This is a genomic window from Dactylosporangium sp. CS-047395 (assembly GCF_050942185.1).
In the GTDB taxonomy this organism is placed as follows: Bacteria; Actinomycetota; Actinomycetes; order Mycobacteriales; family Micromonosporaceae; genus Dactylosporangium.
The window spans coordinates 6395886-6421645 of sequence record NZ_CP192015.1; the positions used below are offsets into that span (position 1 = coordinate 6395886).

The window sequence follows — 25760 nt, forward strand, 5'->3', positions numbered from 1 at the left end:
GCGGCGTCGGCACTGCGAGTGTCCAAGGAGGACCCATGCCCCGCTTGCGCCGCCGTTCCCTCTTCGCCATCACCGCCGTCTCCCTGCTCGCCGGCTGCGGCGCCGGAGGTGGCGCCGCAGCCGCCACCTCCGGCGGCGTCACGAAGATCAAGGTCGGGGTCATCCCGATCGTCGACGTCGCCCCCATCTACCTCGGCGTCAAGCAGGGCTTCTTCGCCGCGCAGGGCCTCGACGTCACCCTGGAAACGGCCCAGGGCGGCGCGGCGATCGTGCCCGCCGTCGTCAGCGGGCAGTACCAGTTCGGCTTCAGCAACACCACGTCGCTGCTCCTGGCCAACTCCCAGGGCCTGCCGCTGAAGGTCGTCGCGGCCGGGGTCGCCTCCACCGGCACGCCCGGCAAGGACTTCGGCGCCGTCATCGTCAAGGCCGACAGCCCGATCCGGACCGCGAAGGACCTGGCCGGCAAGAAGGTCGCGGTCAACACCCTCAAGAACATCAACACCACGACGATCAACAACGTGGTCAAGCAGGACGGCGGCGACCCGTCCACGATCACCTTCACCGAGCTCGCGTTCCCCGACATCACCGCGGCCGTCGGCAAGGGCGACGTCGCGGCCGGGCAGGTCGTCGAGCCGTTCCTGACCATCGCCATGGGCCAGGGGTACCGCCAGGTCGTCTCCAACTACGCCGGCACCGACCCTGACCTCACCGTCGGCATGTACTTCACCGCGCAGCAGTTCACCGCGCAGAACCCCAAGGTGGTGGCCGCCTTCACCGCCGCCATGAAGAAGTCGATGGACTACGCCGGGGCGCACCCGGACGAGGTCCGCGCGATCCTGACCACCTACACCAAGCTCGACCCCACGGTCCAGGCCAACCTGACGCTGCCGAGGTGGCCGGCCGCGGTCGACCGCGACTCCGTGCAACTGCTCGGCGACCTGGCCCGGACCGACGGGCTGATCACCAAGCCGCTGACCCTCGACGCGCTGCTGCCGTGATGCCTGCGCAAACCCCTCCGCAACCGCTGCAACGACCGGCCCTCGGGGTGCTGGGCCTGGCCGTAGTCGCCGCCGCCGTCGAGGCGGCCCCGCGGCTGGGCATCGTCGACCGCGCCTACCTGCTACCGTTCACGGCGATCGCCGCCCGGCTCGGCCACGTCCTGACCGGGGCGGACTTCTGGGCGGCGCTCGGCGACACCCTGCGCGGCTGGGCGCTCGGCCTGGCGATCGCGATGGCGGCCGGGATCGCGATCGGGGTGCTCATCGGCAGCGTGCCGGTGCTGCGCGCGGTGACCGCCTCGACGATCGAGTTCCTGCGGCCGATCCCGTCCGTGGCGCTCATCCCGCTCGTCGTGCTCATCTACGGCAGCCGCATGCAGTCCGCGCTCGTGCTCGTCGTCTACGCGGCCTTCTGGCAGGTGCTCGTCCAGGTGTTGTACGGCGTCGCCGACGTCGATCCGGTCGTGCGCGACACCGCCCGCTCGTACCGGTTCTCCCGCTGGGGCACGGTGCGCCACGTCGTCTGGCCGACCGCGCTGCCGTACGTGGTCACCGGGTTCCGCCTCGCCGCCGCCGTCGCGCTGATCCTGGAGATCACCGCCGAGCTCATCATCGGCGTGCCGGGGCTGGGCAAGGCGATCGGCGTGGCCCAGAGCTCCGGTGCGGTGGCCGAGACGTACGCGCTGGTCATCGTGGTCGGCGTGGTCGGCGTCCTGGTCAACCTCGCGGCCCGCGCGGTCGAGCGGCGGGCGCTGCGCTGGCACGTCTCCGTCCGGGAGCCGGCATGAGACGCGTCCTGACCGCGCTCGGGCTGCCCGCGGTGCTCGTCGCCGCCTGGTGGTTCGCCTCGGCCGGCAGCACGAACTTCTTCTGGCCGCCGCTGGCCACGATCCTCGAAGCCTTTCCGGAGACGTGGACCGCCGATCCGATCGTGCACGACGTCCTGCCGAGCCTGGGGCGGCTCATCGTGGGGTACACGATCGCCCTGGTCTTCGGGGTGCTGCTCGGCACCGCGATCGGCTCGTCGCCGGTGCTGCGCGCGCTCACCGAGCCGGCCCTGGAGTTCTTCCGCGCGCTGCCGCCGCCGGTGCTCATCCCGGTCATCGCGCTGTTCGCGGGGTTCACCGGGTGGACGCCGAAGCTGGTGACGATCGCGCTCGGCTGCCTGTGGCCGATCCTGCTCAACACGGTCGACGGGGTGCGCTCGGTCGACGAGGTGCTGCGCGAGACCGCGCGCTCGTACCGCCTCGGCCGGCTGTCCACGCTGCGGCACGTCATCCTGCGCGCGGCGAGCCCGCGCATCGCCACCGGGGCCCGCCAGGCGCTGTCGATCGGCGTCATCCTCATGGTCATCAGCGAGCTGTTCGGCGCCAACCGCGGCCTCGGCGCGGCGATCGTGCAGTTCCAGCGCGGGTTCGCGATCCCGCAGATGTGGACCGGCATCATCCTGCTCGGGCTGATCGGGGTCGCGCTGTCGGCGCTGTTCCGGCTCGTCGAGCACAAGACGCTGCGTTGGTACCGCGGGCAGCGCCAAGCCGAACGGGAAGTGTGATGAGCGATTCTGTGGCGCTGGACGTCGACGGGCTGGCCAAGACCTACACCGGCCACGGCCGCACGGTCGAGGCGGTGCGCGAGCTGACCTTCCGCGTCGGCAAGGGCGAGTTCGTGTGCATCGTCGGGCCGTCCGGGGCCGGCAAGACCACGCTGCTGCGCTGCATCGCCGGGCTGCTCGAGGTGAGCGGCGGGCGGATCAGCCTCGACGGGGAGCCGGTGACCGGGCCGCCGGCGGGGATGGCGGTGGTGTTCCAGGAGTACGGGCGGAGTCTCTTCCCGTGGCTGACGGTTCGCCGCAACGTCGAACTGCCGCTCAAGGAGCAGGGGCTCGGCAAGGCGGAACGGACCGCGCGGGTCGGCGCCGCCCTGGACGCCGTGGGCCTGCGCGAGAGCGCGGACGCGCACCCGTGGCAGCTGTCCGGCGGGATGCAGCAGCGGGTGGCGATCGCCCGTGCCGTGGCGTACGAGCCCAGCGTGCTGCTCATGGACGAGCCGTTCGCGGCCGTGGACGCGCAGACCCGCGCCGACCTCGAGGACCTCGTCCGCACGCTGTGGCGCCGGCTCGGGGTGACCGTCCTGTTCGTCACGCACGACATCGACGAGTCGGTGTACCTCGGGCAACGGGTGCTCGTGCTGTCCAACCGGCCGACCGTGGTGCTCGAGGACGTGCGCATCGACCTCCCCGGGGATCGCGACCAGCTGCGGACCCGATCGTCGCCGCGCTTCGCCGAGCTGCGCACCCATGTCTGGGGGTTGGTGCGCGATTCACACCGCTCCCAGCAGGACGGTGAGCCGTTGCGGGGCTAAAGTGGCGATTTGTGCGCAGTTGCTTCGTGGCCGGCCTGGTGCTGGCCGCCGCCACCGCCGCCTGCGGGCCGGCCGACAGCGGGCTCACCCCGCCGCCGACCCCGTCGTGCGCGCCCGCCCCGGCCTCCAGCGCGGTCTCCGGGGACGTCCTGGACGCCACCAAGGCTCTGCTCGGCACGCTCGACGACGACCAGGCCGCGGCGGCCCAGGACGGCGGGCTTTCCCTGGAGGACCTGAGCGACGTGCAGCGGGCGGCGGTGCTCGCCGTGCTCAAGGCCGGGCTCAGCGACGGCGGCTACCAGCAGATCGTGGACGCCACCGCGGCCGACGGCATCGACCGGTATCGGGTCCGGCTGACCGGCTCGCCCGAGGCCGGCGGCACCTGGGTGGTGCACTTCACCGGCCCCGGCCTGGCCGTCAACCTCGCCGTCGCCGGCAACGCGATCTCGGCCGTCTGCGGCGCGAGCCCTACGCCGTCGCCGCCGGCTGCAACTCCTGCGCGTGGGGCGACGTCCGCTCGTCGTAGCGGGTGAAGCCGGGCATGAGGACGGTACACAGGGCGACCGCACCCGTGCAGAGCAGCCCGCCGGCGGCGATCGCCCCGCGCAGGCCGATCGCGTGCGCCATCAGCCCGGCCCGCAGCTGGCCCGAGGTCGGCCCGATCGAGTAGGACAGCAGCTCGATCCCGGCCAGCCGGCCGCGCAGGTGGTCCGGGATCGTCTGGTTCCAGATCGTCGAGCGGAACAGCCCCGACACCATGTCCGCCCCGCCGGCCACGATCAGCAGCGCGATCGCGATCCCGATGTTCGGCGCGACCCCGAAGCCCGCGATGGCCAGCCCCCAGACCGCGGCCGCGATGAGCACCGCCAGCCCGTGCCGGTGCACCCGCGAGGCCCACCCCGAGGTGAGCGAGACGAGCATCGCGCCGATCGGGATGCAGGCGTACAGCAGCCCGAGCGCCCACCGCGCGTGCAGCGCGTCGGCCACGAACGGGTAGAGCGCCACCGGCATCGCCAGGAACATCGCCGCGATGTCGACGAAGTACGTGCCGAGCAGCTCCGGGCGCGACCAGGCGTACCGGGCGCCGCGGGCGATCCCGCGCAGGCTCGGCCGCTCCGCCCCGGCCGACGGCGGCACCGGGCGCAGCGCCCAGATCAGCGCGATCGAGGCCAGGAAGGTGAGCACGTCGACCGCGTACGCGACCGGCACCCCCGCCACCGCCACCAGCACGCCGCCGACCGCCGGCCCGCCGACCGCCCCGACCTGCCACCGGACGCTGGAGATGGCGTTGGCGGCGGTCTGCTCCTCACGCGGTACCAGCCGGGGGGTCATGGCGTCGAGCGAGGGCCGCTGCAGCCCGTCGAGCGCCGCGACGCACCCGGCCACGACGTAGAGCGGCCAGATCGCCGGGTCCGGCAGGAGCGCGTTGACCAGCAGCGCCCCGGTGCACGCGGCCATCGCGAGCTCACACCACAGGATGACCCGCCGCCGGTCGGCCGCGTCGGCGATCGCGCCGCCCCACAGCCCGGTCAGCACCATCGGCACCAGCTCGACGACCCCGACCGCGCCGACCGCGACGTAGGAGCCGGTGAGCTGCTTGAGCTGGAACGGCACCGCCACGATGGTGATGAAGCTGCCGAACATCGTGATCGCCCCGCTGGCCATGAGCAGCCGGAAGTCCCGGTGCCGCAGCGGCCGGAGGTCCATGCGCAGGTGTCGCAGCCGTCTCAGCACGGCGGGCAGCGTAACGAGCGGCCGCCGCGCGGGCACCCGATTTTAGGACCCGGCAGGTGCTCGACCCGCAGTGCGGCTTCGCCCGAGCGACAATGGCCTGGTGCATCCCACCGATCCGGCCGTGCCGGAATCCTTGCGCCGGGAACTGGTGGACGAGCTCACGGCGGCCCGCCGGCTCATGGACAGCGACCCGGTCGCGGCCCGTGCCGTGTGCGGGATGCCGAGGTGGCCCTGGAGGCACGCGGCGACCAACGGGCACGGCTGGCCGCCGCGATGCGGGCGTTGCTGCGGCACCGCCGCCCGGACGCCACGATCTGCCCGAGCGACGCCGCCCGGGTGGCCGGCGGTGCGTCGTGGCGGGCGCTGATGGCCACGGCGCGGGAGGTCGCCGCCGAGCTGTCCGCCCGGGGGACCATCGTCGTGCGCCAGCATGGCGAGGACGTCGACATCGCCGCCGCGACCGGGCCGATCCGCCTCGCCCGCGGCCCCGCATGGTGAGTGCCAGTTCTACGCCGGGCCGGCGGTGAAGTACTCGGCGGTGTCGTCGTCGGCCGGGTAGTACGACTCGATCGCCACCTCGTCGAGGGTGATGTCCGTCGGCGTGCCGAACGTGGTGATGGTGGAGAACAGCCGCAGCTCCCGGCCGTCGACGCGGAGGATCATCGGCAGCACCACGTCGGCCGCGGGACCGGCGACGCCCTCGGGGGCGGCGGCGAGCAACTCCTCGAAGAGCGCGGCCAGCTCCGGGTCGGGCGCGGTGGCGAGCTGCCGGCCGACCCGCGCCCGGAACATGGCCCGCACGTCGGCCAGGTTGACCACCATCCCGGCGAAGCCGCGCGGGTCCAGCCCGAGGCGCAGCAGGTTCACCGGCGGCCGCAGCAGGTCCGGGTCGACGCGGTCGAGGAACCGGCCGAAGGCGCGGTTGGCCAGCACGAGGTTCCAGCTCCGGTCGAACGCGAGCGCCGGGAACGGTTCGTGGGCGCCGAGGACCCGGCCGATCGCCTGGCGCAGCACGTCGTCGTCGAGGGGGCGCTCGCCGTAGCGGGGGGCGTGGCCGGCCGCGAGCAGCAGCCGGTTGCGGTCGCGCAGCGGCACCCCGAGCTGCTCGGCGAGGCGCAGCACCATCTCGGCGCTGGGCCGCGACTTGCCGGTCTCGACGAGGCTCACGTGCCGGGCCGACACGTCCGCGGCGATGGCCAGGTCGAGCTGGCTGATCCCGCGCCGCTGCCGCCACCGCCGCAGCGACTCGCCCACCGTGAACACGCGATCGAGCGTACCGACGAGGTCCATGAAGTCGCATTTCATCGACAACCGCGCGGCCCGCTGTCGACACTGCACACCATGACGAACGAGCACACCGCGACCGTCCAGCGGGCCATGTCCGGCTTCCTGGAGACCGGCGACGTCGACACCCTCGGCACGTTCCTGCACCCGGACTTCGTGCACCGCCGCCCGGGCGGGCACGACGCGTCGAAGGCCGAGTGGCTGGAGGCCGTTCGCGCCGCCCAGGCCCGGCTCACCGCGATGGAGGTCGAGATCCGCCACCTGCTGCCGGCGGGCGACCACGTCGTCGTGCACACCGTGCGCCGGCTGCCCGGCGGCCCGGCGATCGCGGTCATCGAGCTGTGGCGCTTCGAGGACGGCCTGATCGTCGAGGGCAACGAGATCATCGAGCCGCTCTCCCAGGTCGAGGCGAACCTCAGGTGGTGGGAACCCGCGCGCTGACCAGCCAGGTGCGCGCCCCGAGCCAGATGCCGTCCCCGGTCCGGTGCGCCGCGAACGCCTCCCGGAGCCGGGTCATCGCCCGCTCGTCGCGCAGGAACGGGGCGGTGCAGGCGAATTGGCGCACCCAGTCGAGCGCGGCCTCCGGGTCGGCGCCGTAGTACACGGGCTCGGCGACCTCCTCGATGCCGATGTCGCCGAACCCCGCGGTCCGCAGGAGCTCCTCGACGGTGGCCGGATCGCCGAGCGAGAACGGGTCCGGGCCGTCGGTGGTCGCGTGGCCGAGCGCCCCGCGGATGACCTGGTGCCACTCGTTGCGCTCGGCGGCCTGCCAGACCAGCATCACCAGCCGCCCGCCCGGGCGCAGCGCCCGCCGGAGGTTGGCGAACGCGGCGCCCGGGTCGGCGAAGAACATCGTCCCGAACCGGCTGATCACCAGATCGAACCCGCCACTGGGGAACGTATCGGTCTGCACGTCGGCGCAGCGGAACGCGACGTTGCCGGTGGTTTCGGCCCGCTCGATCGCCGCGGCGGAGATGTCCACGCCCAAGGCGCTGCCGTCCGGGCCGGCGAGCCGACCGGCCTCACGGGTGGTTCGGCCGCCGCCGCAGCCGACGTCCAGGACACGGTCGCCGGGGCGCACCGCCCAGGCCTGCCTGAGCGGTGCGTCGAATCGGCCCAGTTCCGCGTCGTAGTCCATCGGTGCACGGTACTGGGTCAGGGGCGCTCGGGCCGGTACCGGACGCTGACCTCGGCGCGCGGGGCGCCCTCGCGGGCCGCGTGCAGCCGGATCGGGGCGATGCCCGGGGCGTCGAGCAGCCGGCGGCCGTGGCCGAGCAGGACCGGCGCGATGTGGATGTCGATCTCGTCGATCAGGCCGCGCTCGAGCAGCTGGGCGCCGATGGTCGGGGACAGCACCTCGACGTTCTTGCCGTCGGCGGCCTTCACCGCGATCCGCACCGCCTCAGCCACGTCACAGCTCAGGAACGTGACGTCCGCGGCCGGCGTGGCGTCCTCGGGGTGGTGGGTGAGCACGAAGATCGGCCCCTGCCAGGCGCCGCCGTACGGGCGGGCCTCGCCCACCATCGCGTCCCAGCCCGCGCGCCCGCCGAGGACGGCGCCGGTGGTCCGCACGTACTCGTCGACCAGCCCCGGCCGGGCCACGATCCCCGCGTCCAGCCAGTCCATCTCGTGGTTCGGCCCGGCCACGTACCCGTCCAGGGACATGGAGAAGTGCCAGAGCACCTTGCCCGCCGCCGTCTGCGGCTCGATGTCGTAGTCGTAGGTCATGCCCGTTGTGACGAGCCGGCCCGCGCGGATTCATCGGATTTCGGAACGGGTTTTCTTCAGGTGCCGGACGGTTGCGCCGATGGTCTCAGCGTCACACGGAAGCGACACACACACTGGGGGCAGGGATGACCACGAACACGACCATCAAGCGCACGCTGGTTCTCGCCGGGCTCACCGCCGCCGCCGGGATCGCCGCCCTCGCCGGGGGCACCACCGCCCAGGCCGCCGCCACCCCGAGCGTCTACGCCAGCCACGGCGCCGTCTACGTCAAGCAGGCCGGCCACACCACCCGCCTCACCAGCGACGACGTCAACAAGCAGCCGGTACTGTCCCCGGACGCCACCCAGATCGCCTACGTGCACAACGACACCGTCTGGGTGATGAACGTCGACGGCAGCGGCCAGCACCAGGTCAGCGACCGCACCGGCAGCACCCCGGCCTGGGACGGCAGCGGCGTGCGGATCACCTACACCGCCACCTCCTGCACCGGCGCCCCCGGCACCTTCCGCACCGGCGTCAACGGCGGCGACACCTCCGAGGTCCTCGCCCCGTCCGCCTGCGTGAGCCAGGACGCCCCGCAGGTCGGCTACATCATGGGCTGACCGACCACCTGGCGGTACTGTAGAGAAATGCACCGAATGTCCGGTCCTGTGGGCCGCCTCGCGCGACGGACCGTCGGCCCGCTCGCCGGGCACCGGATGGACGTCCTGGCGATGCAGAGCCTGGCCCCGCTGTCCGCCGACTACGTGCCGTGGTCGCCGATGGCGATGCGGCCGAGCGGGATCGCCGGCGTGCTCGCCGAGGTCTACATCCACGACGTCCGCCACGTCGTCGAGCTCGGGGGCGGCGTCTCCACCTTCTACCTCGCCCGGCTCCTGCACCGCCGCGGCGGTCACCTGTGCACGGTCGAGCACGACCCGCGATGGGCCGACCTGCTCCGCGAGGCGCTCGACCGTGAGGGACTCGCCGGCACCGCGACCGTCGTGCACGCACCCCTCGCCCGGGACGGCTGGTACGACCGGGGCGCCCTCGAGCACCTGCGGCACGGCCCGATCGGCCTGCTGCTCGTCGACGGCCCGCCCGCGTACGAGCACCCCGGCGCCCGCTACCCGGCGCTGCCCCACTTCGCCGCCGCCCTCGCCCCGGACGCGATCGTCATCCTCGACGACATCGGCCGGCGCGGTGAGGAGCGCACGCTGCGCCGCTGGGAACGCGAAACCCCGTACCGGTTCGAACGCCGCCTCGTCCGCGGCGGCATCGCGGTCGGCCGGTCCCCTGCCGCGACCTGATGGTCGCCCGCCGCGAGTGGCTGGCCGCCGCCACCCGCATCACCCCGGTCACCGGCAGCCGCTGGGTCGCCGCGCGGGCCGCGCTCACCATGCTCACCGCGTTGTCCGTGCTGTGGCGGGCGGGAGCGCTCGACCACGCCGCCTACGCGACGTTCGGGGCGTTCGCCTCCGTCTACGGCGGGACCGCCCGCACCTCCACGCGGTGGCGGCTGCAGGCGGCGATCGGGGCGCTGCTCACCACCGCCGTCGGGTGCGGCGCCGTGATCGGGACGTTCGAGCACCGGGCCTGGCTGTCGGTGCCGGTCGCCGCGGCGTGGGCGGCCGGGGCGGCGTGGCTGTCCGGCCGGTTCGCGTGGCGGCCGCCCGGGCCGATGTTCGCGGTGTTCGCGGTGTCCACGTGCGCGGCGATTCCGGCCCGGGCGAGCGACATCGGCCCAGCGGTGCTGACCGCGGCGCTCACCGCGGTGTTCGCCGTGGCGCTCGGGGTGCTCGAGACGCGCCTCCTCGGGCGTACCGACGGCCCGCCGGCGGCCGCGACCGCAACGCCGGCCGTGCGCTGCGCGATCGCGGTCGCGCTGGCCGGTTCGATCACGACGGCGTCGGGGATCGGCCACCCGTACTGGGCGATGACCGCGTCCGTGGTGCCGCTCGCCGTGATCGGGCTGCACCATCAGGTGGCGCGCGGCCTGAACCGGGTCGCCGGCACGGTCGTCGGGCTGGGCGTCGCCGCGGTCCTGCTGATGCTGCCGCTGCCCGCGCTGGTCGTCATCGTGCTCGTCGCCGGCTGTCAGGCCCTCACCGAACTGCTCGTGGTGCGTCACTACGCCGCGGCGCTCGTGTTCATCACGCCGCTGGCGCTGCTCGTCGGGCAGCTCGCCGACCGGCAGCCCGTCGGGGAGCTGCTCCTGTCCCGGCTGCTCGAAACCGCCATCGGGGTGTGCGTCGGCGTCGCCGTCGCGGTCGCGACTCGGCCGAGGGACCGGCCGCCGTTGTTTCCGGCATCGGGGTCGGGGTAGCGGCGCAGGGGTGAGCACCGTCGCCCCTCCCCCGGCGTCGACCTGGAGCCCGCTGCGCATCGGCGTGTTCCGGGTGCTGTGGCTCGCCGTGCTGGGCAGCCAGGTCGGCACCTGGATGCAGACCGTCGGCGCCCAGTGGCTGCTCGTCGACCGCCCCGGCGCGGCCGCGCTCGTGTCGCTCGTGCAGACCGCCGGGACGCTGCCCGTGGTACTGCTCGCCCTGCCCGCCGGGGTGCTCGCCGACTCGCTCGACCGGCGGCGGCTGCTCATCTGGGTGCAGCTGTTCATGCTCGCCGTCGGGGTGCTGCTCACCGGGCTCACCATGGCCGGGCAGATGACGCCGCCGCTGCTGCTCGCGCTCACCTTCGGGCTGGGCTGCGGGATGGCGGTGACGAACCCGACGTACCAGGCGATGATCCCCGAGCTGGTGCCCCGCACGCAGCTGCCCAGCGCCGCCGCGCTCGGGTCGATCAGCGTCAACCTGGCCCGCGCGGTCGGGCCGGCCGTGGCCGGGGTGCTCATCGCGCACACCGGGGTCGCCGCGGTGTTCGCCATCAACGCCGCGACGTTCCTCGGCTTCGCGATCGTGTTGTTCCTGTGGCGGCGCCATCCGGGCGAGGACGCGCTGCTGCCCGAGCCGTTCCTGGCCGCCCTGCGCGCCGGTGGCCGGTACGTGCGCCACTCACCCGCCCTGCGCCGCTTCCTGCTGCGCGTCGAGCTGTTCATCCTGCCCGCCGTCGCGCTGTGGGCGTTGCTGCCGGTGCTGGCGAGTCAGCGGCTGCACATGGGCGCCGGCGGCTACGGGCTGCTGCTCGCCGCGCTCGGCGTCGGGGCCGTGCTCGGGGCGCTGGTGCTGCCCCGGCTGCGCGCCAGCCTGTCCGACAACGCGATGCTCGCCGCCGGAAGCCTGGTCTACGCGGCCGCGCTCGCCGTCGTGGCCGTGGTCCGGGTGCCGTGGGTCGCCGTGGTCGCGCTCGTCCCGGCCGGCGCGGCGTGGATGGCGGTGCTGTCCAACGCCAACGCCGGGCTGCAGCTGTTCCTGCCGGGCTGGGTGCGGGCGCGGGGGCTCGGGGCGTACCAGAGCGCGTTCTTCGGCGGGCAGGCGGTCGGGGCCCTCGGCTGGGGGCTCATCGCCCAGCACCTCGGCCTGGTCCCGGCGATGCTGACGGCGGCCGGGGTGACCGCGGCGGGCGCGGCGACCATCCGGCTGTGGCCGCTGCGCGAGACCCGGCACCTCGACCGCGATCCGGCGACGCCGTGGCCCGAGCCGCGGCTGACCGTGGAGCCGGAGCGGTTCGCCGGGCCGATCGTGGTCGAGGTGACCTACCTCGTCGCGCCCGGCAACGAGCGGGCGTTCCTGGCCGAGTCCGACGCGCTGCGGCGCACCCGGATGCGCACCGGCGCGGTCCAGTGGGGGCTGTTCCGCGCCGGCGAGACCGAGGGCGAGCTGGTCGAGATCTACGTGGTGCCCAGCTGGGACGAGCACCTGCGCCAGCACACCGGCCGGCTGACCGGCGCCGACGCCGAGGTCGACCACCGGGTGCGGGCCCTGTCGGAGCGCCCGCCCACCGTGGTGCACCTGCTGCCCACCCTGCCCGCCACCGTCAGCCCGTGACGGTCGCCTGGCTCACGGTCAGCATCGCGTCGGCGACGGTACCGTTGCGCCGCTGCCGCTCCGCGCCCGTCCCGTGCTCGCGCAGGTGGCCCAGGCCCAGCACCACCCGGACCCGGTCGCCGTGCCGGTCCAGGGCCGCACCGACCAGCTCGATCAGGTCCTCCACCAGGTCCCAGGCCGGCCGCGCCTCGTGCGTGCGCAGGTCGATCAGCGTCCCGCCCATGCCGGCGTGGGCCGCGTTCCAGTGCGCCGCGCGCAGCAGGTGCTCCGGCGGCCGCAGCGCCTCCCGGCCCGCGGCGATGTCCGTGATGGCCGTGGCGATCAGGGCGCGGACCAGGCCGGCCACGACGACGGTCTCGGCCGCGGTCGGGCAGACGTCGGCCACCCGGACCTCGACCGTCGGGTAGCGCGAGGACGGCCGCGCCCACCACAGCACCATCGAGGCGTCCAGCATCACGCCGGTCGCCACCAGCTCGGCGATCACCCGCTCGTAGTCCTCCGAGGAGCGCAGGTACGGCGCCGGGCCCAGGCTCGGCCAGCGTTCCAGGGCGATCCCGCGCCAGCTCGCGTGGCCGGAGTCGGTGCCGGCGTGCCAGGGCGAGTTCGCGGTCAGCGCCTGCACCAGCGGCAGCCAGGGGCGGATCGCGTTGCAGACCTGGATGGCCAGCTCGCGGTCCGGCACGCCGACGTGGACGTGGAAGCCGCACAGGGCCGGGTCGTAGGCGATCGGGCCGTAGTGGCGGGCGATCGCGTGGTACCGCGGAGTGTCCACCACCTCCAGGTCCGGCTCGCCGATCGGGGTGGCACCCACCGCGACCAGGCGGGCCCCCACGGACTCGGCGGCCAGGCCGGCGGCGGTGCGGTTCTCGCGCAGCGCGTCGTACAGCTGGGACAGGTCCGTGCAGACCGGGCTGACCATCTCCATCATGCTGCGCCGGAACTCGACCTGGCTGCGCTCGCGCAGGGCGGCCGGGATCCGCTCGCGGGCGGCGTCGGCCCGCGGCGCGTTCTGCCACGTGTCCGGGTCGAGCAGGAGGAACTCCTCCTCGACGCCGACCGTCAGGTGCAGGCGCGACGCCGAACGGGCGAGCGCAGCGGGCTGCAGGGCGGTGAGCGACATCAGGAGTTCCCCCCGGGTCGGACAGCGGTGAGTACGACGATCGCGATGCGGTCGGCGTGGGTGTACGCGGATTCCTGCAGGTTCTCGCCGTACACGTCGGGGTCGATCTCGCGGTACGTCCACGACAGGTCGGTGCCGGCCAGCCGCTCGGTCGCCGCGTCCAGCAACGGGTCGTGACCGGCGCTGATACCGGTGCCGGCGAGCAGGACGAGCGAGCCGCCCGGGGCCAGCCGCTCGATCGCCGTGTCCAGGATCCGCAGGGGCAGGTCGTGGCCGTGGCGGCCGCCGCCGTCGCGGTAGGCCCGGCCGTCCGGATCGATCATGAAGGGCGGGTTCGACACGATGAGGTGGAAATCGCCCGCGACGCCGTCGAGGAGGTCGCTGTGGACGGGGCGGACGTTGGCGGTGCCGGCGATGGCGCTGTTGATGTGCGTGTAGCGCAGCGCCCGGGGGTTGATGTCGACCGCCACCACCTCGGCGCCCGGCAGCCGCTTGGCCAGCGTGATCGCCACCGCGCCGCTGCCCGTGCCGATGTCGGCGACCCGGGCCGGCGGTTCGGCCCGCTCGGCCAGGTGGGCCAGGTGGGCCATGGCGGCGTCGATCGTGCGGTGGGTGTCGGGCCCGAAGAACACCGCGTCCGGCTCGGCGGGCGGGAACGCGGAATGCACGAACAGTTCGTCGTCGTAGCTGGAGACCCGGATCAGGCTGTGCCAGCCGTCGTCCGCGCGGCGCAGCGCGCCGGCCGCGCCGAGCAGCTCCACGAGGTCGTCGCGCAGGGCGCCGGGCTCGAACGGGCGGCTCCAGCCGAGCACGTCGGTGACGGTGCGTGCGCGCGCGTTGCCGGGGCGGCGATTCACCCGTTCGTGGGTCGCCGGGGTGACGGTGGTGAACCGGTACCCGGCGTCCTTGAGCCGCACACCGAGCCGCATGAGCGCGGCGTCGGCCTCGGCCGGGGCGTCGATGGTGGACGTCATGCGCTGCGACTTCCCCGAAATCTCATGCTTAACCGAAGTTAGGCCGGGCAGAGATCACCCTATGGAGCTTCCCCAGCCACGCGGACCGATGTCGGCCACCCTCGTCGACGCGCTCGCCGGTCCCCCGCGCCACCTCATGCTGCAGCCGGCCGTCACCACGGCGGGTGACCCCCTCGCCGACGAGGACCTCCAGCTGACCCTGCACATCGGCTACGAGCTGCACTACCGCGGCTTCGACGGCGTCGACGACGGCTGGGAGTGGCAGCCCTCCCGGCTGGCCCTGCACCAGGCGGCCGAGCGCTGCTTCGAGGCCGCCCTGCGCGACCTGGTGCCGATGCCGGACGCGGTGCCGGCCGCCGAGGTGCCGCGGGCGCTCACCGCGATCATGGCGGCCGACGACGGGCCGCAGCTGTCGAAGTACCTCACCGGGCGGGCCACCATCGAGCAGTTCCGGGAGTTCGTCATGCACCGCTCGGTGTACCACCAGCGCGAGGCCGACCCGCACACGTGGGCGATCCCGCGGCTGGGCGGGCGGGCCAAGGCGGCCCTGGTCGAGATCCAGGCCGACGAGTACGGCGGCGGGCGCACCGAGCGCATGCACGCCGAGCTGTTCCGGGCCACCATGCGCGAGCTGGGGCTCGACGACACCTACGGCGCCTACCTGCCCGACGCCCCGGCCGTCACGCTGGCCATCAACAACCTCATGTCACTGTTCGGCCTCAACCGCCGGCTGCTGGGCGCGATCCTCGGGCACCTCGCGATCTACGAGATGACGTCGTCGCTGCCCAACCGCCGCTACGGCAACGGGCTGCGCCGGCTCGGCTACGGCGAGGACGCCACCCGCTTCTACGACGAGCACGTGGAGGCCGACGCGGTGCACGAGCAGGTGGCCGCGCACGACCTGTGCGGCGCGTACTGCGCGGAGGCGGCCCCGGAACAGAGCTCCCTCGTGCTGTGGGGCGCCGCGTGCGGGCTCGCGCTCGACGCGCGCTTCGCCGCCCACCTGCTGGACCGGTGGGCGGCGGGCGAGAGCTCGTTGCGGGGTCAGGTCGCTTCGAGGGGCCGGGAGGTCGCCGGGGCGCTGGGGGCCTGAAAACCGACGACCTTGTGGGTACCGTCGCAGAACGGTTTGATCGCCGAGCGCCCGCACCGGCACAGGGCGACGGTCCGGCGGCCCGGGTCGATGACCTCGCCGTCCTGGGTCATCAGGGTGAAGTCGCCGCGCAGCAGCAGCGGGCCGTCTTCGCAGGGGGTGACGGAGGCAGCGTGATCCATGCCGACCGAATGCCCGCGTCACCCGCGGTCAAACGATTGCGCGCGGGGCCCCCGGGTAGCCGCCGCGCGTGTCGTTGCGCTACCAGCCGTCGCTGGACGGTCTCCGCGCGGTCGCGCTGGGCGGGGTGCTGGTCGCGCACGGGATGCCGGGCCTGCTCCCGGGCGGGTTCCTGGGCGTCGACCTGTTCTTCGTGCTGTCCGGGTACCTGATCACCGCGCTGCTGCTGCACGAACACGAGTCGACCGGCCGCATCCGCCTCGGCGCGTTCTGGGTCCGGCGGGCCCGGCGGCTGCTGCCGGCCCTCGTGGCGGTCGTCGCGTTCGTGGTGCTGGCCGGGCCGCGGCTGCTGCCGGAGCAGGACCCGGGCCCGCTGCGCCTGGACGCGGTGTCGGCCCTCACGTACTGGGCCAACTGGCGCATGATCTGGCGCGGCGGCGACTACTTCACCCAGACCGCGGCCGCCTCCCCGCTGCAGCACACCTGGTCGCTCGCCATCGAGGAGCAGTTCTACCTGCTCTGGCCCCTCGCGCTGCTGCTACCGAACCCGCGCCGCTGGATTGCCGCCGTCTGCCTGCCCGGTGCGGCCGTGTCCACCGTGGCGTGCTGGCTGCTGTACGACCCTGACGCGCCCGACCGCGCGTACTTCGGCAGTGACACCCGCGCCACCGCGATGCTGATCGGCTGTGCCCTCGCCACCGCACCGCGCATGCACCGCGGCATCGGCCTGGCGGGAGCCGCCGTTCTGGCCGCCGCCATGGTGCTCGTCAAAGGCCAGATGCCGCTGTTGTACCACGGAGGCTTCCTCGCAGTCGCCGCCGCCGCGGCCGCCGTCGTCGCCGCACCCCCCGCGTTCCTGGCCGCCGCCGCCCTGCGCTGGGTCGGCCGCGTCTCCTACGGCGGGTACCTGTGGCACTGGCCGCTCTTCGCGGTCCTCAACGCCGACCGCACCGGCCTGACCGGCCCCCGGCTGTTCGCGCTCCGGGTCGCGGCCACCCTCGCGGTCGCGGCGGTGAGCTTCTACGCGCTGGAGCAACCGGCCCGCCGGCTGCGCCCCGCCCCGATCGCCGTCACCGCCACGGTCCTCGCCCTCGCGCTGAGCGCCACTCCCCCGGCCCCGCCGCGGCGGGTCGCCTGGGTGTCGCCCGTCGCGGCGCCGTCGCCGTCCGCGACCCCGTCCCACCGCGCCGACCGGCGCCCGGGCCCGCCGCGGGTCACCGTGATCGGCGACTCGGTGGCGTGGACCCTCGGCGCGTACTGGCCCGGCGCCGCCGGCTTCACGCTGAGCAACCAGGCGGTGCAGGGCTGCGGCATCGCCACCCTGCCCGACGTACGCTACGGAGGGGCATTGCACACCAACTATCCGTACTGTGCAACGTGGCAATCCCGCTGGGCCGGCTCGGTCGCCGCCGACGATCCGGACGTGGTGGTGATCCTGCTCGACCGCTGGGAGCTGATGGACCGCGAACTCGACGGCCGCTGGACCCACGTCGGCGAGCCGGACTACGACGCCTACCTGTCCGGCCAGCTGACCAGGGCCCTGGACGCGACCACGTCCCACGGCGCGCGGATCGTGCTGCTGACCGCCCCGTACACCCGGCGCGCCGAACGCCCCGACGGCGGCCTGTGGCCGGAGGACGAACCCGGCCGGGTCGACGCCTGGAACCACCTGCTGACCCGGGCCGCCGCGACCCACCCGAGCCACCCGGCGGTGCTCGACCTGAACCACGTCCTGTGCCCGGCCGGCACGTTCACCTGGACGGTCGGCGGCACCCGCGTCCGCAGCGACGGCCTGCACCTCACCCCCGACGGCGTCCAGGCGGTCGTCGCACCCTGGCTGGCCCCGCAACTCGCCCGGCTGGCGGCCGCCTGATGCGCGAGCCCGTCGGCCGAACCGGCGACCCCACACGGGCGACGATCAAAGATCGGGCCTCCTGGGTACCCACATGAGTGCCGGACAACGGAGGGAGAGCGGGGCTTGCTCGACGAGTTCGCGGTGCACATCGACCACCGCGCCGAAGAGGCGGCGGTCGCTGTCTCGGGCGTCGTCGACCTGGACTCCGGCAACCGCCTCTTCGACGCCCTCGCCGACGTCCTCAGCCGCAACGACGTCCGCCGGGTGACCGTGGACCTCGCCGACGTGACCCTGCTCGACGCGTACGGGGTCGGCGTGCTGCTGGCCGGCCGCAACCGCGCCCGCACGTCCGGCGTCCGCTTCCGGGTCAGCCACGCCGAAGGCATCGTGCGCGAGGTCCTGGAAATCGTCGGCCTCCTCGACGTCCTCACCAACCGCCCGGGCTAAGGCCTGTTTGGTAATTGGGGTAGGTGCTGCGGCGGAGTCCAGATTTCGTCTGCGTGCGCAGCGCGGAGGCCCGGCTACCGGTGTTGTAACCGGGCCTTCGCGATGTGTGCGCAGGCGGAATCTGGGCCCGCCGCAGCCCTGCCTCAGTTACCAAACAGGCCTTAAGGCACCTTCTGTTCGGTGTCGGTGGGGCCGTGTACCACCGGGGTGTCGCCGTTCCAGGTCACCTCGTCCAGCCAGAGCTGGCGCCCCGGCGTGGTTGAGCCTTCGGCGCCGGTGGGCCAGGCGTGGTACAAGAGCCAGGTCTTGCCCTTGAACTCGACCATCGAGGCGTGTCCGGGGCCGGAGGCGCGGCCGTGGGAGGTGAGGATCGGGTTGCCCGGCGGCTTGTGGCAGGGGCCGAGCGGGGAGTCGCACTGTGCGTAGCCCTCGGCGTAGGCGGCGGTGTCGTAGGCGTTGGCCGCGTAGAACAGCAGCAGCCGCGCGCCGTGGCGCCACAGGAACGGGGCTTCGACGACGTGGCCCTCCCAGGGTTCGCTCTGGCGCAGCAGCCGCGCAGGGGCGCCGGTGAGGGTCAGGCCGTCGGCGGCCAGGGGCTGCGACCACAGCCACGTGTCCTGGCCCACCGCGTTGCCGTCGTTCTTCCACAGGAGGTACCGGCGGCCGTCCTGGTCCTGGAACGGGCTCGCGTCGATCGAGCCGCCCTGGTCGGCCTGGCACACCAGCCGTTGCAGGCCATCGTAGGGGCCGGCGGGACCGGTCGCGAGGGCGGCGCCGATGCACTGGCGGCCGGAGGCCCGGTCGGCGACGGTCACGTAGAGGGCGAACCTGCCCGGGGCCAGTTCGGCGATCTCCGGGGCCCAGGTCTTCCCGCCGTCGGCCCAGTCCGGCAGGTGGGGCAGGGCGTCGCCGGCCGGTGTCCACGTGACGAGGTCGGGCGAGGTGAGCACCGGGACGTTGCGGCCGCCCTCGTTGGTGTGCACCAGGTACCAGGTGTCGCCGACCCGGAGCGCCTGCGGGTCGGGCGTGTCACCGGCGTGGACCGGGTTGGTGTACGCCTTGCCGCACGCCGTGAGGAGCACCATCAAGAGAACCCAGGCGTACCTCATCCCTTGAGCCCGCTGCGGGAGACGCCCTCGATGATGTACCGCTGCGCCAGCACGAACAGCGCCAGCGCCGGCACGCTCGCCAGCACCGCGCCGGCCATGATGACCGGGTAGTCGGTCACGTACGCGCCCTGCAGCAGCCCCAGGCCCGCGGGCAGGGTCAGCCGGCCGGGGCTGAACAGCACGAACACCGGCCACAGGAAGTCGTTCCAGTTGGTGAGGAACGACAGCACGGTGAGCGTGGCCAGGGCCGGGCGGGACAGCGGCAGCACGACCCGGGTGAACACCTGCCACTGGTTCGCCCCGTCCAGCAGCGCCGCCTCCTCGATCTCGCGGGGCAGCGACAGGAAGAACTGGCGCAGGAAGAACACCCCGAACGCGCTCGCCGCACCCGGTACCACGACCACGACGAGCGTGTCGAGCCAGCCGAACGTGTCGGCGATGAGGAAGTTCGGGATGATCAGCGTCGCGGGCGGCACGAACAGGGTCGCGACGATGAGCCCGAAGAACAGCTTCCGGCCCCGGAAGCGCATGCGGGCCAGGGCGTACGCGGCGCTCGACGCGGTCGCGAGCACCACCAGCGCGTGCAGGGTGGCGGCGAGCATGCTGTTGGCGAACCAGCGCAGCACCGGGTTCTGCGAGCCGGGCTCGGCGAGGCGGTGGTAGCCGTACCCGGAGACCGGATCGGGAATCCAGCTCGGCGGGGAGTGCTGGGCCGCCGGGTAGGTCTTGAGCGACGTCACGACCATCCACAGCAGCGGCAGCATGAAGACGGCGGTGAGCGCGACGAGGGCGGTGTAGAGCAGCACGCGGCGCACGGTCACTCCTCCCGGTACCGCAGCAGCCGGAAGTTGGCCGCGCTGACGAGGGCGAGCATGACGGTGAGGGTCACGCTCATCGCGGCGGCCCGGCCGGCGTCGTTCTGGCCGAGGCCCAGGTCGACCACGTAGGCGACCACGGTGCGGGTCTCCGTGCCGGGGGCGCCCTGCGTGATGAGGTACGACTGCCCGAACATGTTGGCCGAGGCGATGATGGTGGTGGTGACGACGAACAGCAGCACCGGCCGCAGCCCGGGCAGCGTCACGTGGCGGAACCGGGCCCACAGCCCGGCCCCGTCGACCTGGGCCGCCTCGTAGAGCTCGGCCGGGATGTCCTGCAGCCCGGCGAGGTAGATGACGGCGTTGAACCCGCACGTCCACCACACGGTGACGCCGACCAGCGACACCCACACGTACGGGGTCGCGGTCAGCCACGGGGTGTCCGCCGGCAGCCCGAGCCGGCCCAGCACGGCGTTGACGAAGCCGAGGTTGGCGTCGAGCAGGAACCGCCACAGCAGGCCGATGACGGCGACGCCGAGCACGTACGGCGCGAAGTACACGGCCCGGAAGAACGTGCGGCCCGGGAAGCGCCGGTTGAGCAGCAGCGCGATGCCCAGCGGGAGCACCACGAGCAGCGGCACCGAGGCGACGGTGAAGATGGCGGTGGCGCGCACGCTCTCCCACCAGTCGCCGTACACCAGCGATTCCGGATCGAACAGCTCGGCGTAGTTGCCGGCCCCGACGAACGGCTTGTTCGGCAGCTGGAAGTCCCACTGGTGCAGGCTCAGCCAGACGCCCAGCCCGATCGGGGCGAGCCCGAACACGCCGAACAGCACCAGGTAGGGCAGCAGGAAGAGGTACGGGGTGGCGCGTCCGTGCGCCACCCCGGTCGCGGCGGGCATCCGGTCAGCTCCCGTACTTCTTCCGGTTGTCCTCGAGCAGCTTGTCGGCCTTGGCCACGCCGTCGTCGAGGGCCTGCTTCGGCGACTTCTTGCCCAGCACGGCCTCGTTGAAGGCGGTGTAGAACAGCGCGGTCACGTCGCCGATGCCGGGCGCGGCCGGCGGGAACTGGGCGTCGGGCAGCTCGGCGGCGAGCGTGGCCTCCTCGGTGAGCTCCTTGAACTTCGGGTCGTCGCGCACGGCGTTGCGGGCCGGCACCTGACCGCCGGCCGCCCAGTCCAGGGAGTGCTGGCTGAGCCAGTTGATGAACACCTTGGCCCCCGCCACCTTGTTGGCGTCGGTCTTCTTCTGCTGCACGATGGTGAAGTTGTGGGAGTTGGCCCAAACGGCTTTTCTGGTACCGATCTGCGGAACCGGCGCCACGCCCCACTGCACATCGGGGCTCTTCTTGAGGTCGTTGACCTGCCAGATGCCGTTGACGTTGAACGCGTTCTTGCCGTCCTTGAGGGCCAGATAGTCCGCGTCCTGGCCGACGTTGGCCGGCGAGTGCCCGTCGGCGATGAGCTTGGTGAGCCAGCTGACCGCCTCGACCGCCGGGTCGGCGTTGAACGTGGCCTTGGTGGCGTCGGCGTTGTAGAGCGCGCCGCCGAACTGGTACACCAGCGAGTAGGCGGTCATCCCGCCGGTGAACTGGAACGGGCTGATCCAGAAGCCCTGGATGCCGGCGCCCTTGAGCGCGGCGAGGGCGGACTCCATCTCGGCCTTGTTCGTCGGCGGCTTGGCCGGGTCGAGACCGGCCTTGGTGAACAGGGCCTTGTTGTAGTACAGGCCGACCGGGTGCATGTCGAGCGGGATGCCGTAGCGCTTGTCGTTGTAGATCCCGCCCTTCCACACCGTCGGGGCGAAGTCCGACTCGGACAGCCCGAGGGCGCTCGCCACGTCGTCGATGGGCTGGATCACCTTGCGGGCGGCGAAGGTGGCCAGCATGTCGATGTGCATGACGGCGATGTCGGGGCCGTTGCCGCTGGACACCGCACCGGGCAGCTTGGCGTAGTAGTCCTCCCACTTGTACGTGGCCACGGTGATGGCGACGTTGGCGTGCTCGGTGTTGAACTGGTCGACGAGCTTCTTGAAGATGTCGCCGTCGCCGCCGGTGAAGCCGTTCCACAGGTTGAGGGTCACCTTGGGGCCGGTGTAGTCCTTGCCGCCGTTGCCGGCCTGCGCGGTGTCGTTGGCGTCGTCGTCACCGCACGCGGCCAGGCCGAGCGCGGCGGCGCCGAGGCCGAGTCCGTAACCGAGGACACGTCGTCTGCTGATGGGGGTCATCTCAGCTGCTCCTTAGGAGGTTCCAGGACGCGCCGGCGAGCTGGACGGTGGTCCGGCCGGCGTTCTCGAGGCGGCGGGGCGGGCCGTCGAGGGTGAGGTGTTCCAGGGCGCGGTGCTGCGGGAAGGCGCGCAGGTCGAACTCGACGCTCAGGGGGTCCTCGCCGCGGTTCACGGCGAAGACGGCGAGGGCGTCGGTCTCCTCGTCGTGCACGGCGACGGTGGACAGGGTCGGGACGCTGCCGTACTTCGCGGTCTCGTGCGACGGCGTCACCGGCTCGGTGCGCAGGACGGTGCCACGGGCGTGGCGGGCGGTGAGGGCGAACGGGTGGAAGATGCTCTGCCGCCAGGCCCGCCCGCCGGTCTCGGTGCGGATCGGGGCGATGACGTTGGCCAGCTGGGCCTGGCACGCCACCCCGACCCGGTCGGCGTGGCGCAGCAGGGTGATGAGCAGGTCGCCGACGACCACGGCGTCGGTGTCGGTGTAGTCGTCCTCGATGAGCGCCGGCGCCTCGACCCAGCCGCGGCGGTCCAGGTCGTGCTGCAGCCGCGACTGGTACCACACGTTCCACTCGTCGAAGGAGACCTTGAGCTTCTTGCGGTTGTGCAGCTTGGCGCCCACGTGGTCGGCGGTGGCCACGACCTCGTCGATGAACGCGTCCATGTCGACCGCGGAGGCGAGGATGCTGGCCCGGTCGCCGTCGGACGGGTCGTAGTAGGTGTGCGCGGAGATGAAGTCGACGTGCTCGTAGGCGTGCTCGAGGACGGTCGCCTCCCAGGACCCGAACGTCGGCATGGCCCGGTTCGAGCTGCCGCAGGCGACCAGGCTGATCCCGGGGTCGATCATCTTCATGGCGCGGGCGGTCTCGGCGGCGAGGCGGCCGTACTCCTCGGCGGTCTTGTGCCCGACCTGCCACGGGCCGTCGAGCTCGTTGCCCAGGCACCACAGCCGCACCCCGTAGGGCTGCTCGGCGCCGTGCTTGCGGCGCAGGTCGGACAGGTGGGTGCCGCCGGGGTGGTTGGCGTACTCCAGCAGGTCCAGGGCCTCCTGCACGCCCCGGGTGCCGAGGTTGACCGCCAGCATCGGCTCCACGCCGGCCGCACGGGTCCACACCATGAACTCGTCCAGGCCGAACCGGTTGGTCTCGACCGTCTTCCAGGCCAGGTCCAGCCGGCGCGGCCGATCCCCGACCGGCCCGGTGCCGTCCTCCCACCGATACCCGGAAACGAAATTCCCTCCTGGGTACCGCACGACGCTCACCCCGAGCTCGCGGGTCAGTTCCAGCACGTCGCCGCGCAGCCCCAGCGCGTCGGCGGTGGGGTGCCCGGGCTCGAAGATGCCGCCGTACACGCAGCGGCCCATGTGCTCCACGAAGGACCCGAACAGCCGGCGGTCGGCCTCGCCGATGCGGAACGCGGGATCGATCACGACGCGTGCGGAATTCATGGTGCTGGTTTTACAACGTTGTAGGCAACGTTGTAAAGAGCTCGGTAAGCGGTACAGTCCTCCAGGTGCGGTACAGCCTCAAACACGTCGCCGAGCGGGCCGGCGTCTCGGTGAAGACCGTCTCCAACGTGGTCAACGGATACCCCCACATCCGCCCGGAGACCCGGGCCCGCGTCGAGGCGGCGATCGAGGCGCTGGACTACCGGCCCAACCTGAGCGCCCGCAACCTGCGCCAGGGCCGCACCGGGCTGATCGCGCTGGCCGTGCCCGAGCTGGACAACCCGTACTTCGCCGAGCTGACCCGGCACGTGGTGACCGCCGCCGCCGCGCACCACTGGACCGTGCTCATCGACCACACCGACGGCGACCCGGCCCGGGAGCGGGAGGTGGCCGCCGGCATCCGCGACCATCTCGTCGACGGGCTCATCTTCAGCCCTCTGGCCCTGTCCGGGGCGGAGCTGACCGGCGGGACGCCGACGGTCCTGCTGGGCGAGCGGGTGGGCGCCGCCGGCGCCGATCATGTCGCCGTGGACAACGTCGCGGCGGCCCGGGAGGCGACGGCCTACCTGGCCTCGCTCGGGCGGCGGCGGATCGCGGCGCTGGGCGTGCAGCACACCGCCGAAGGGGTGAGCGCGCGATTACGGCTGCAGGGGTACCAGAACGCGCTCGCCGACGCCGGCCTGCCCGCCGATCCGGCGCTGCTCGCCCCGGCCGAGCGCTGGCACCGGGCCGACGGCGCGGCGGCGATGCGGGCGCTACTGGCGGCCGGTGAACGCCCCGACGCGGTCTTCTGCTTCAACGACGCCCTCGCCCTCGGCGCGCTGCGGGCCCTGCACGAGGCCGGCCTGCGGGTGCCCCGGGACGTGGCCGTCGCGGGCTTCGACGGCATCGACGACGGCCGCTTCTCGATTCCCACCCTGACCACGGTCGAGCCGGACATCGCGCGGCTGGCGACGCTCGCCGTGCAACTGCTCGCCGAGCGGATCACCGGGGCCGCCGACCACCCGCCCCGCGAGTGCCTGGTCCCGCACCGGCTGACCCGGCGCGAGAGTGCCTGACCCGGCCACGACGGCCCGGTCCCGGCCGCCGTTCTTGGCCGCGTAGAGCGCCTGGTCGGCCCGGCGGGCCAGCTCCTCGATCGAGCCGGCGTGCTCGGGCAGGCAGGCCCCGCCGACCGACACCGTGACCCCGGGCGCGGCCAGCCCCGCGTGCAGCCGCCCGGCCATCGCCGCCAGCCCGGGCCCGTCCAGGCCGGGGGCGAGCAGCGCGAACTCCTCGCCGCCGTAGCGGGCCACCACGTCGTTCGGGCGGGCCAGCGCCCCCATCCGGTGCGCCAGCTCGGCCAGCACGCGGTCGCCGGCCTGGTGGCCGTACGTGTCGTTGATGCGCTTGAAGTGGTCGACGTCGACGAGCAGGAAGCCCAGCGGCGCCCCGGTGCGGCGGGAGCGCCCGGCCTCGGCCCGCAGCGCCGTCTCCAGGAACCGCCGGGTGCGCAGCCCCGTCAGCCCGTCGGTGACGGCCATCGTCCGCTGGGCCCGGACCAGCCCGGCCATCCGCGCGAGCACCAGCAGGAACAGCGTGATGCAGGCGGCCACGACCTCCGGCACGTGCAGCGCGGCGCCGCGGGCGTCCTGCACCGCGAGCACGACCGGCGCCACGATCGACGCGGCGGCGAGCATCGTGAGCCGGAAGCGGGTGGCGTCCGGGGCGGCGACCGCGGTGCGCTCGTCGAGCCGGGCCATCGACGGGTGCAGGCCGGTCGCGGCCAAGCACAGCACCGCGCACATCCACAGCCCGTCGACGAACGCGCCGTCGTAGGAGCCGCGCAGGGCCTGCACCGAATAGGTCGTGTCGCCCACCAGCACCTGGCTCACCCAGGCGCCGAGCAGCCAGAACGACGCCGGGCGGGTGCCGGTGCCGAGCATGAGCCGCACGCCGAACGCGAGCAGCACGAGATCCAGCATCGGGTACGCCACGGTCACCGCCTGCGCGAGCCCGCCCGCCCCGGCCGCCGAGGGCTGCACCAGGTACACCCAGCCGACCAGCCCGACGGCCACGGCCACCACGGCGGCGTCGATCGCGCTCGCCCCGTCCCAGCCCGGCGTGCGCCGCCGGACCAGCAGGAACAGCCCGGCCGCCAGCCCGGCGTTGCCCAGCAGGTAGCAGGCGTCGGCCGCCGACGGGTACGGCATCGCCCCCCGCTGCGACAGCACGTAGTAGACGAGGTCCCCGGCGACCATCGTGGCCTGGCCGGCCGCGAGCAGCAGCCACGGGCCGCGGCCGGTGCGCCGGTGCCGCCACGCGCCCGCGATCAGGCCGAGGACGGCGATGAGGGACGGGGCGGAGTACAGCAGCTGCGACGGGGCCGACTCGCTGCCGGTGCCCTGGCTGACGACGTAGTACGCCGTGACGAGCGCAGGGGCCGCCAGCAGGGGCCACGACCACACCGGAACTCGCATGGGCTCCAGCGTC

At 73.4% G+C, this 25760-nt stretch carries 27 protein-coding genes and 1 pseudogene; 15 read left to right on the top strand and 13 right to left on the bottom strand.

Going from position 1 to position 25760, the window contains the following annotated elements:
* The first annotated feature begins 35 nt into the window (after window positions 1–35).
* Genes ACQP00_RS30065 through ACQP00_RS30085 form a run of 5 tightly spaced genes read left to right on the top strand, consistent with a single transcriptional unit; the run spans window position 36 to window position 3892 of the window.
* Window positions 36–998 (top strand): ABC transporter substrate-binding protein, encoded by a 963-nt coding sequence (locus ACQP00_RS30065; protein WP_433201165.1) that lies wholly within the window; start codon window positions 36–38, stop codon window positions 996–998.
* Window positions 998–1786 (top strand): ABC transporter permease, encoded by a 789-nt coding sequence (locus tag ACQP00_RS30070; protein ID WP_433201168.1) that lies wholly within the window; start codon window positions 998–1000, stop codon window positions 1784–1786. Before ACQP00_RS30065 ends, ACQP00_RS30070 begins: the two co-directional genes overlap by 1 nt.
* Entirely contained in the window at window positions 1783–2550 is a 768-nt protein-coding gene (locus ACQP00_RS30075; RefSeq protein WP_433201171.1) for an ABC transporter permease, read from the top strand. Before ACQP00_RS30070 ends, ACQP00_RS30075 begins: the two co-directional genes overlap by 4 nt.
* On the top strand, window positions 2550–3359 hold the full coding sequence (locus tag ACQP00_RS30080) for an ABC transporter ATP-binding protein (RefSeq protein WP_433201174.1): 810 nt from the start codon (window positions 2550–2552) through the stop codon (window positions 3357–3359). The genes ACQP00_RS30075 and ACQP00_RS30080 overlap by 1 nt, the downstream gene beginning before the upstream one ends.
* Before the next feature lie 11 nt (window positions 3360–3370).
* Window positions 3371–3892: a DUF3500 domain-containing protein gene (locus tag ACQP00_RS30085; RefSeq protein WP_433201177.1), complete on the top strand. Its 522-nt coding sequence runs from the start codon at window positions 3371–3373 to the stop codon at window positions 3890–3892.
* Here the strand turns inward: ACQP00_RS30085 and ACQP00_RS30090 are convergent.
* On the bottom strand, window positions 3828–5093 hold the full coding sequence (locus ACQP00_RS30090; RefSeq protein ID WP_433201180.1) for an MFS transporter: 1266 nt from the start codon (window positions 5091–5093) through the stop codon (window positions 3828–3830). The genes ACQP00_RS30085 and ACQP00_RS30090 overlap by 65 nt on opposite strands.
* 225 nt (window positions 5094–5318) lie before the next feature.
* On the opposite strand from ACQP00_RS30090, the gene ACQP00_RS30095 reads away from it, so the two are divergent.
* Window positions 5319–5591, top strand: coding sequence for a DUF3253 domain-containing protein (locus ACQP00_RS30095; RefSeq protein WP_433201183.1), 273 nt, complete (start codon window positions 5319–5321; stop codon window positions 5589–5591).
* A 9-nt stretch (window positions 5592–5600) separates the two neighbouring features.
* On the opposite strand, the gene ACQP00_RS30100 is transcribed toward ACQP00_RS30095, so the two are convergent.
* On the bottom strand, window positions 5601–6383 hold the full coding sequence (locus ACQP00_RS30100) for a helix-turn-helix domain-containing protein (RefSeq protein WP_433201186.1): 783 nt from the start codon (window positions 6381–6383) through the stop codon (window positions 5601–5603).
* A gap of 51 nt (window positions 6384–6434) precedes the next feature.
* On the opposite strand from ACQP00_RS30100, the gene ACQP00_RS30105 reads away from it, so the two are divergent.
* Window positions 6435–6818 (top strand): nuclear transport factor 2 family protein, encoded by a 384-nt coding sequence (locus tag ACQP00_RS30105; protein WP_433201189.1) that lies wholly within the window; start codon window positions 6435–6437, stop codon window positions 6816–6818.
* Here ACQP00_RS30105 and ACQP00_RS30110 read toward each other — a convergent pair.
* Together ACQP00_RS30110 and ACQP00_RS30115 are read right to left on the bottom strand one after the other, a co-directional pair.
* A complete protein-coding gene (locus ACQP00_RS30110; RefSeq protein ID WP_433201192.1) occupies window positions 6793–7515 on the bottom strand; it encodes a class I SAM-dependent methyltransferase in 723 nt (240 codons plus the stop codon). The genes ACQP00_RS30105 and ACQP00_RS30110 overlap by 26 nt on opposite strands.
* Window positions 7516–7532: 17 nt before the next feature.
* Complete coding sequence (locus ACQP00_RS30115; protein ID WP_433201195.1) at window positions 7533–8105, bottom strand: dihydrofolate reductase family protein; 573 nt, start codon at window positions 8103–8105, stop codon at window positions 7533–7535.
* Window positions 8106–8230: 125 nt separating this feature from the next.
* Here ACQP00_RS30115 and ACQP00_RS30120 point away from each other — a divergent pair, with 125 nt between their 5' ends.
* Genes ACQP00_RS30120 through ACQP00_RS30135 form a run of 4 tightly spaced genes read left to right on the top strand, consistent with a single transcriptional unit; the run spans window position 8231 to window position 12025 of the window.
* Window positions 8231–8707, top strand: a complete 477-nt coding sequence (locus ACQP00_RS30120; RefSeq protein ID WP_433201198.1) for a TolB family protein — start codon at window positions 8231–8233, stop codon at window positions 8705–8707.
* A 36-nt stretch (window positions 8708–8743) separates the two neighbouring features.
* Window positions 8744–9394 (top strand): O-methyltransferase, encoded by a 651-nt coding sequence (locus tag ACQP00_RS30125; RefSeq protein ID WP_433201201.1) that lies wholly within the window; start codon window positions 8744–8746, stop codon window positions 9392–9394.
* Window positions 9394–10410, top strand: a complete 1017-nt coding sequence (locus ACQP00_RS30130; RefSeq protein ID WP_433201204.1) for an FUSC family protein — start codon at window positions 9394–9396, stop codon at window positions 10408–10410. Before ACQP00_RS30125 ends, ACQP00_RS30130 begins: the two co-directional genes overlap by 1 nt.
* Before the next feature lie 10 nt (window positions 10411–10420).
* On the top strand, window positions 10421–12025 hold the full coding sequence (locus tag ACQP00_RS30135; RefSeq protein WP_433201207.1) for an MFS transporter: 1605 nt from the start codon (window positions 10421–10423) through the stop codon (window positions 12023–12025).
* Here the strand turns inward: ACQP00_RS30135 and ACQP00_RS30140 are convergent.
* Together ACQP00_RS30140 and ACQP00_RS30145 are read right to left on the bottom strand one after the other, a co-directional pair.
* Window positions 12015–13145 carry a carboxylate-amine ligase gene (locus ACQP00_RS30140; protein ID WP_433201210.1) on the bottom strand — a complete coding sequence of 377 codons (1131 nt, stop codon included), beginning with the start codon at window positions 13143–13145 and terminating at the stop codon, window positions 12015–12017. The two genes, ACQP00_RS30135 and ACQP00_RS30140, sit on opposite strands and share 11 nt — an antisense overlap.
* Window positions 13145–14119, bottom strand: a complete 975-nt coding sequence (locus ACQP00_RS30145) for a methyltransferase (protein ID WP_433201213.1) — start codon at window positions 14117–14119, stop codon at window positions 13145–13147. Before ACQP00_RS30145 ends, ACQP00_RS30140 begins: the two co-directional genes overlap by 1 nt.
* 61 nt (window positions 14120–14180) lie before the next feature.
* On the opposite strand from ACQP00_RS30145, the gene ACQP00_RS30150 reads away from it, so the two are divergent.
* Entirely contained in the window at window positions 14181–15212 is a 1032-nt protein-coding gene (locus ACQP00_RS30150) for an iron-containing redox enzyme family protein (RefSeq protein ID WP_433201216.1), read from the top strand.
* Here the strand turns inward: ACQP00_RS30150 and ACQP00_RS30155 are convergent.
* On the bottom strand, window positions 15164–15394 hold the full coding sequence (locus tag ACQP00_RS30155; RefSeq protein ID WP_433201219.1) for a CDGSH iron-sulfur domain-containing protein: 231 nt from the start codon (window positions 15392–15394) through the stop codon (window positions 15164–15166). The two genes, ACQP00_RS30150 and ACQP00_RS30155, sit on opposite strands and share 49 nt — an antisense overlap.
* Before the next feature lie 68 nt (window positions 15395–15462).
* Between ACQP00_RS30155 and ACQP00_RS30160 the strand changes: the two genes are divergently transcribed.
* Window positions 15463–17265, top strand: a complete 1803-nt coding sequence (locus ACQP00_RS30160) for an acyltransferase family protein (RefSeq protein ID WP_433201222.1) — start codon at window positions 15463–15465, stop codon at window positions 17263–17265.
* A 105-nt stretch (window positions 17266–17370) separates the two neighbouring features.
* Window positions 17371–17694 carry an STAS domain-containing protein gene (locus ACQP00_RS30165; protein WP_433201225.1) on the top strand — a complete coding sequence of 108 codons (324 nt, stop codon included), beginning with the start codon at window positions 17371–17373 and terminating at the stop codon, window positions 17692–17694.
* A 161-nt stretch (window positions 17695–17855) separates the two neighbouring features.
* On the opposite strand, the gene ACQP00_RS30170 is transcribed toward ACQP00_RS30165, so the two are convergent.
* The 5 genes from ACQP00_RS30170 to ACQP00_RS30190 are packed head-to-tail and all read right to left on the bottom strand — an operon-like array spanning window position 17856 to window position 23288.
* Window positions 17856–18779: a glycoside hydrolase family 43 protein gene (locus ACQP00_RS30170; protein ID WP_433201228.1), complete on the bottom strand. Its 924-nt coding sequence runs from the start codon at window positions 18777–18779 to the stop codon at window positions 17856–17858.
* 20 nt (window positions 18780–18799) lie between these two features.
* Window positions 18800–19618: a carbohydrate ABC transporter permease gene (locus ACQP00_RS30175; RefSeq protein WP_433201231.1), complete on the bottom strand. Its 819-nt coding sequence runs from the start codon at window positions 19616–19618 to the stop codon at window positions 18800–18802.
* Between the two features lie 2 nt (window positions 19619–19620).
* Complete coding sequence (locus ACQP00_RS30180; protein WP_433201234.1) at window positions 19621–20520, bottom strand: carbohydrate ABC transporter permease; 900 nt, start codon at window positions 20518–20520, stop codon at window positions 19621–19623.
* A gap of 4 nt (window positions 20521–20524) precedes the next feature.
* Complete coding sequence (locus ACQP00_RS30185; RefSeq protein ID WP_433201237.1) at window positions 20525–21844, bottom strand: ABC transporter substrate-binding protein; 1320 nt, start codon at window positions 21842–21844, stop codon at window positions 20525–20527.
* A gap of 1 nt (window position 21845) precedes the next feature.
* Window positions 21846–23288 (bottom strand): alpha-N-arabinofuranosidase, encoded by a 1443-nt coding sequence (locus tag ACQP00_RS30190; protein WP_433201239.1) that lies wholly within the window; start codon window positions 23286–23288, stop codon window positions 21846–21848.
* Between the two features lie 65 nt (window positions 23289–23353).
* Between ACQP00_RS30190 and ACQP00_RS30195 the strand changes: the two genes are divergently transcribed.
* Entirely contained in the window at window positions 23354–24346 is a 993-nt protein-coding gene (locus ACQP00_RS30195) for a LacI family DNA-binding transcriptional regulator (protein WP_433201242.1), read from the top strand.
* A 66-nt stretch (window positions 24347–24412) separates the two neighbouring features.
* Here ACQP00_RS30195 and ACQP00_RS30200 read toward each other — a convergent pair.
* Window positions 24413–25747: pseudogene (locus ACQP00_RS30200) on the bottom strand (diguanylate cyclase); the annotation flags it as partial.
* Between the last annotated feature and the right edge of the window lie 13 nt (window positions 25748–25760).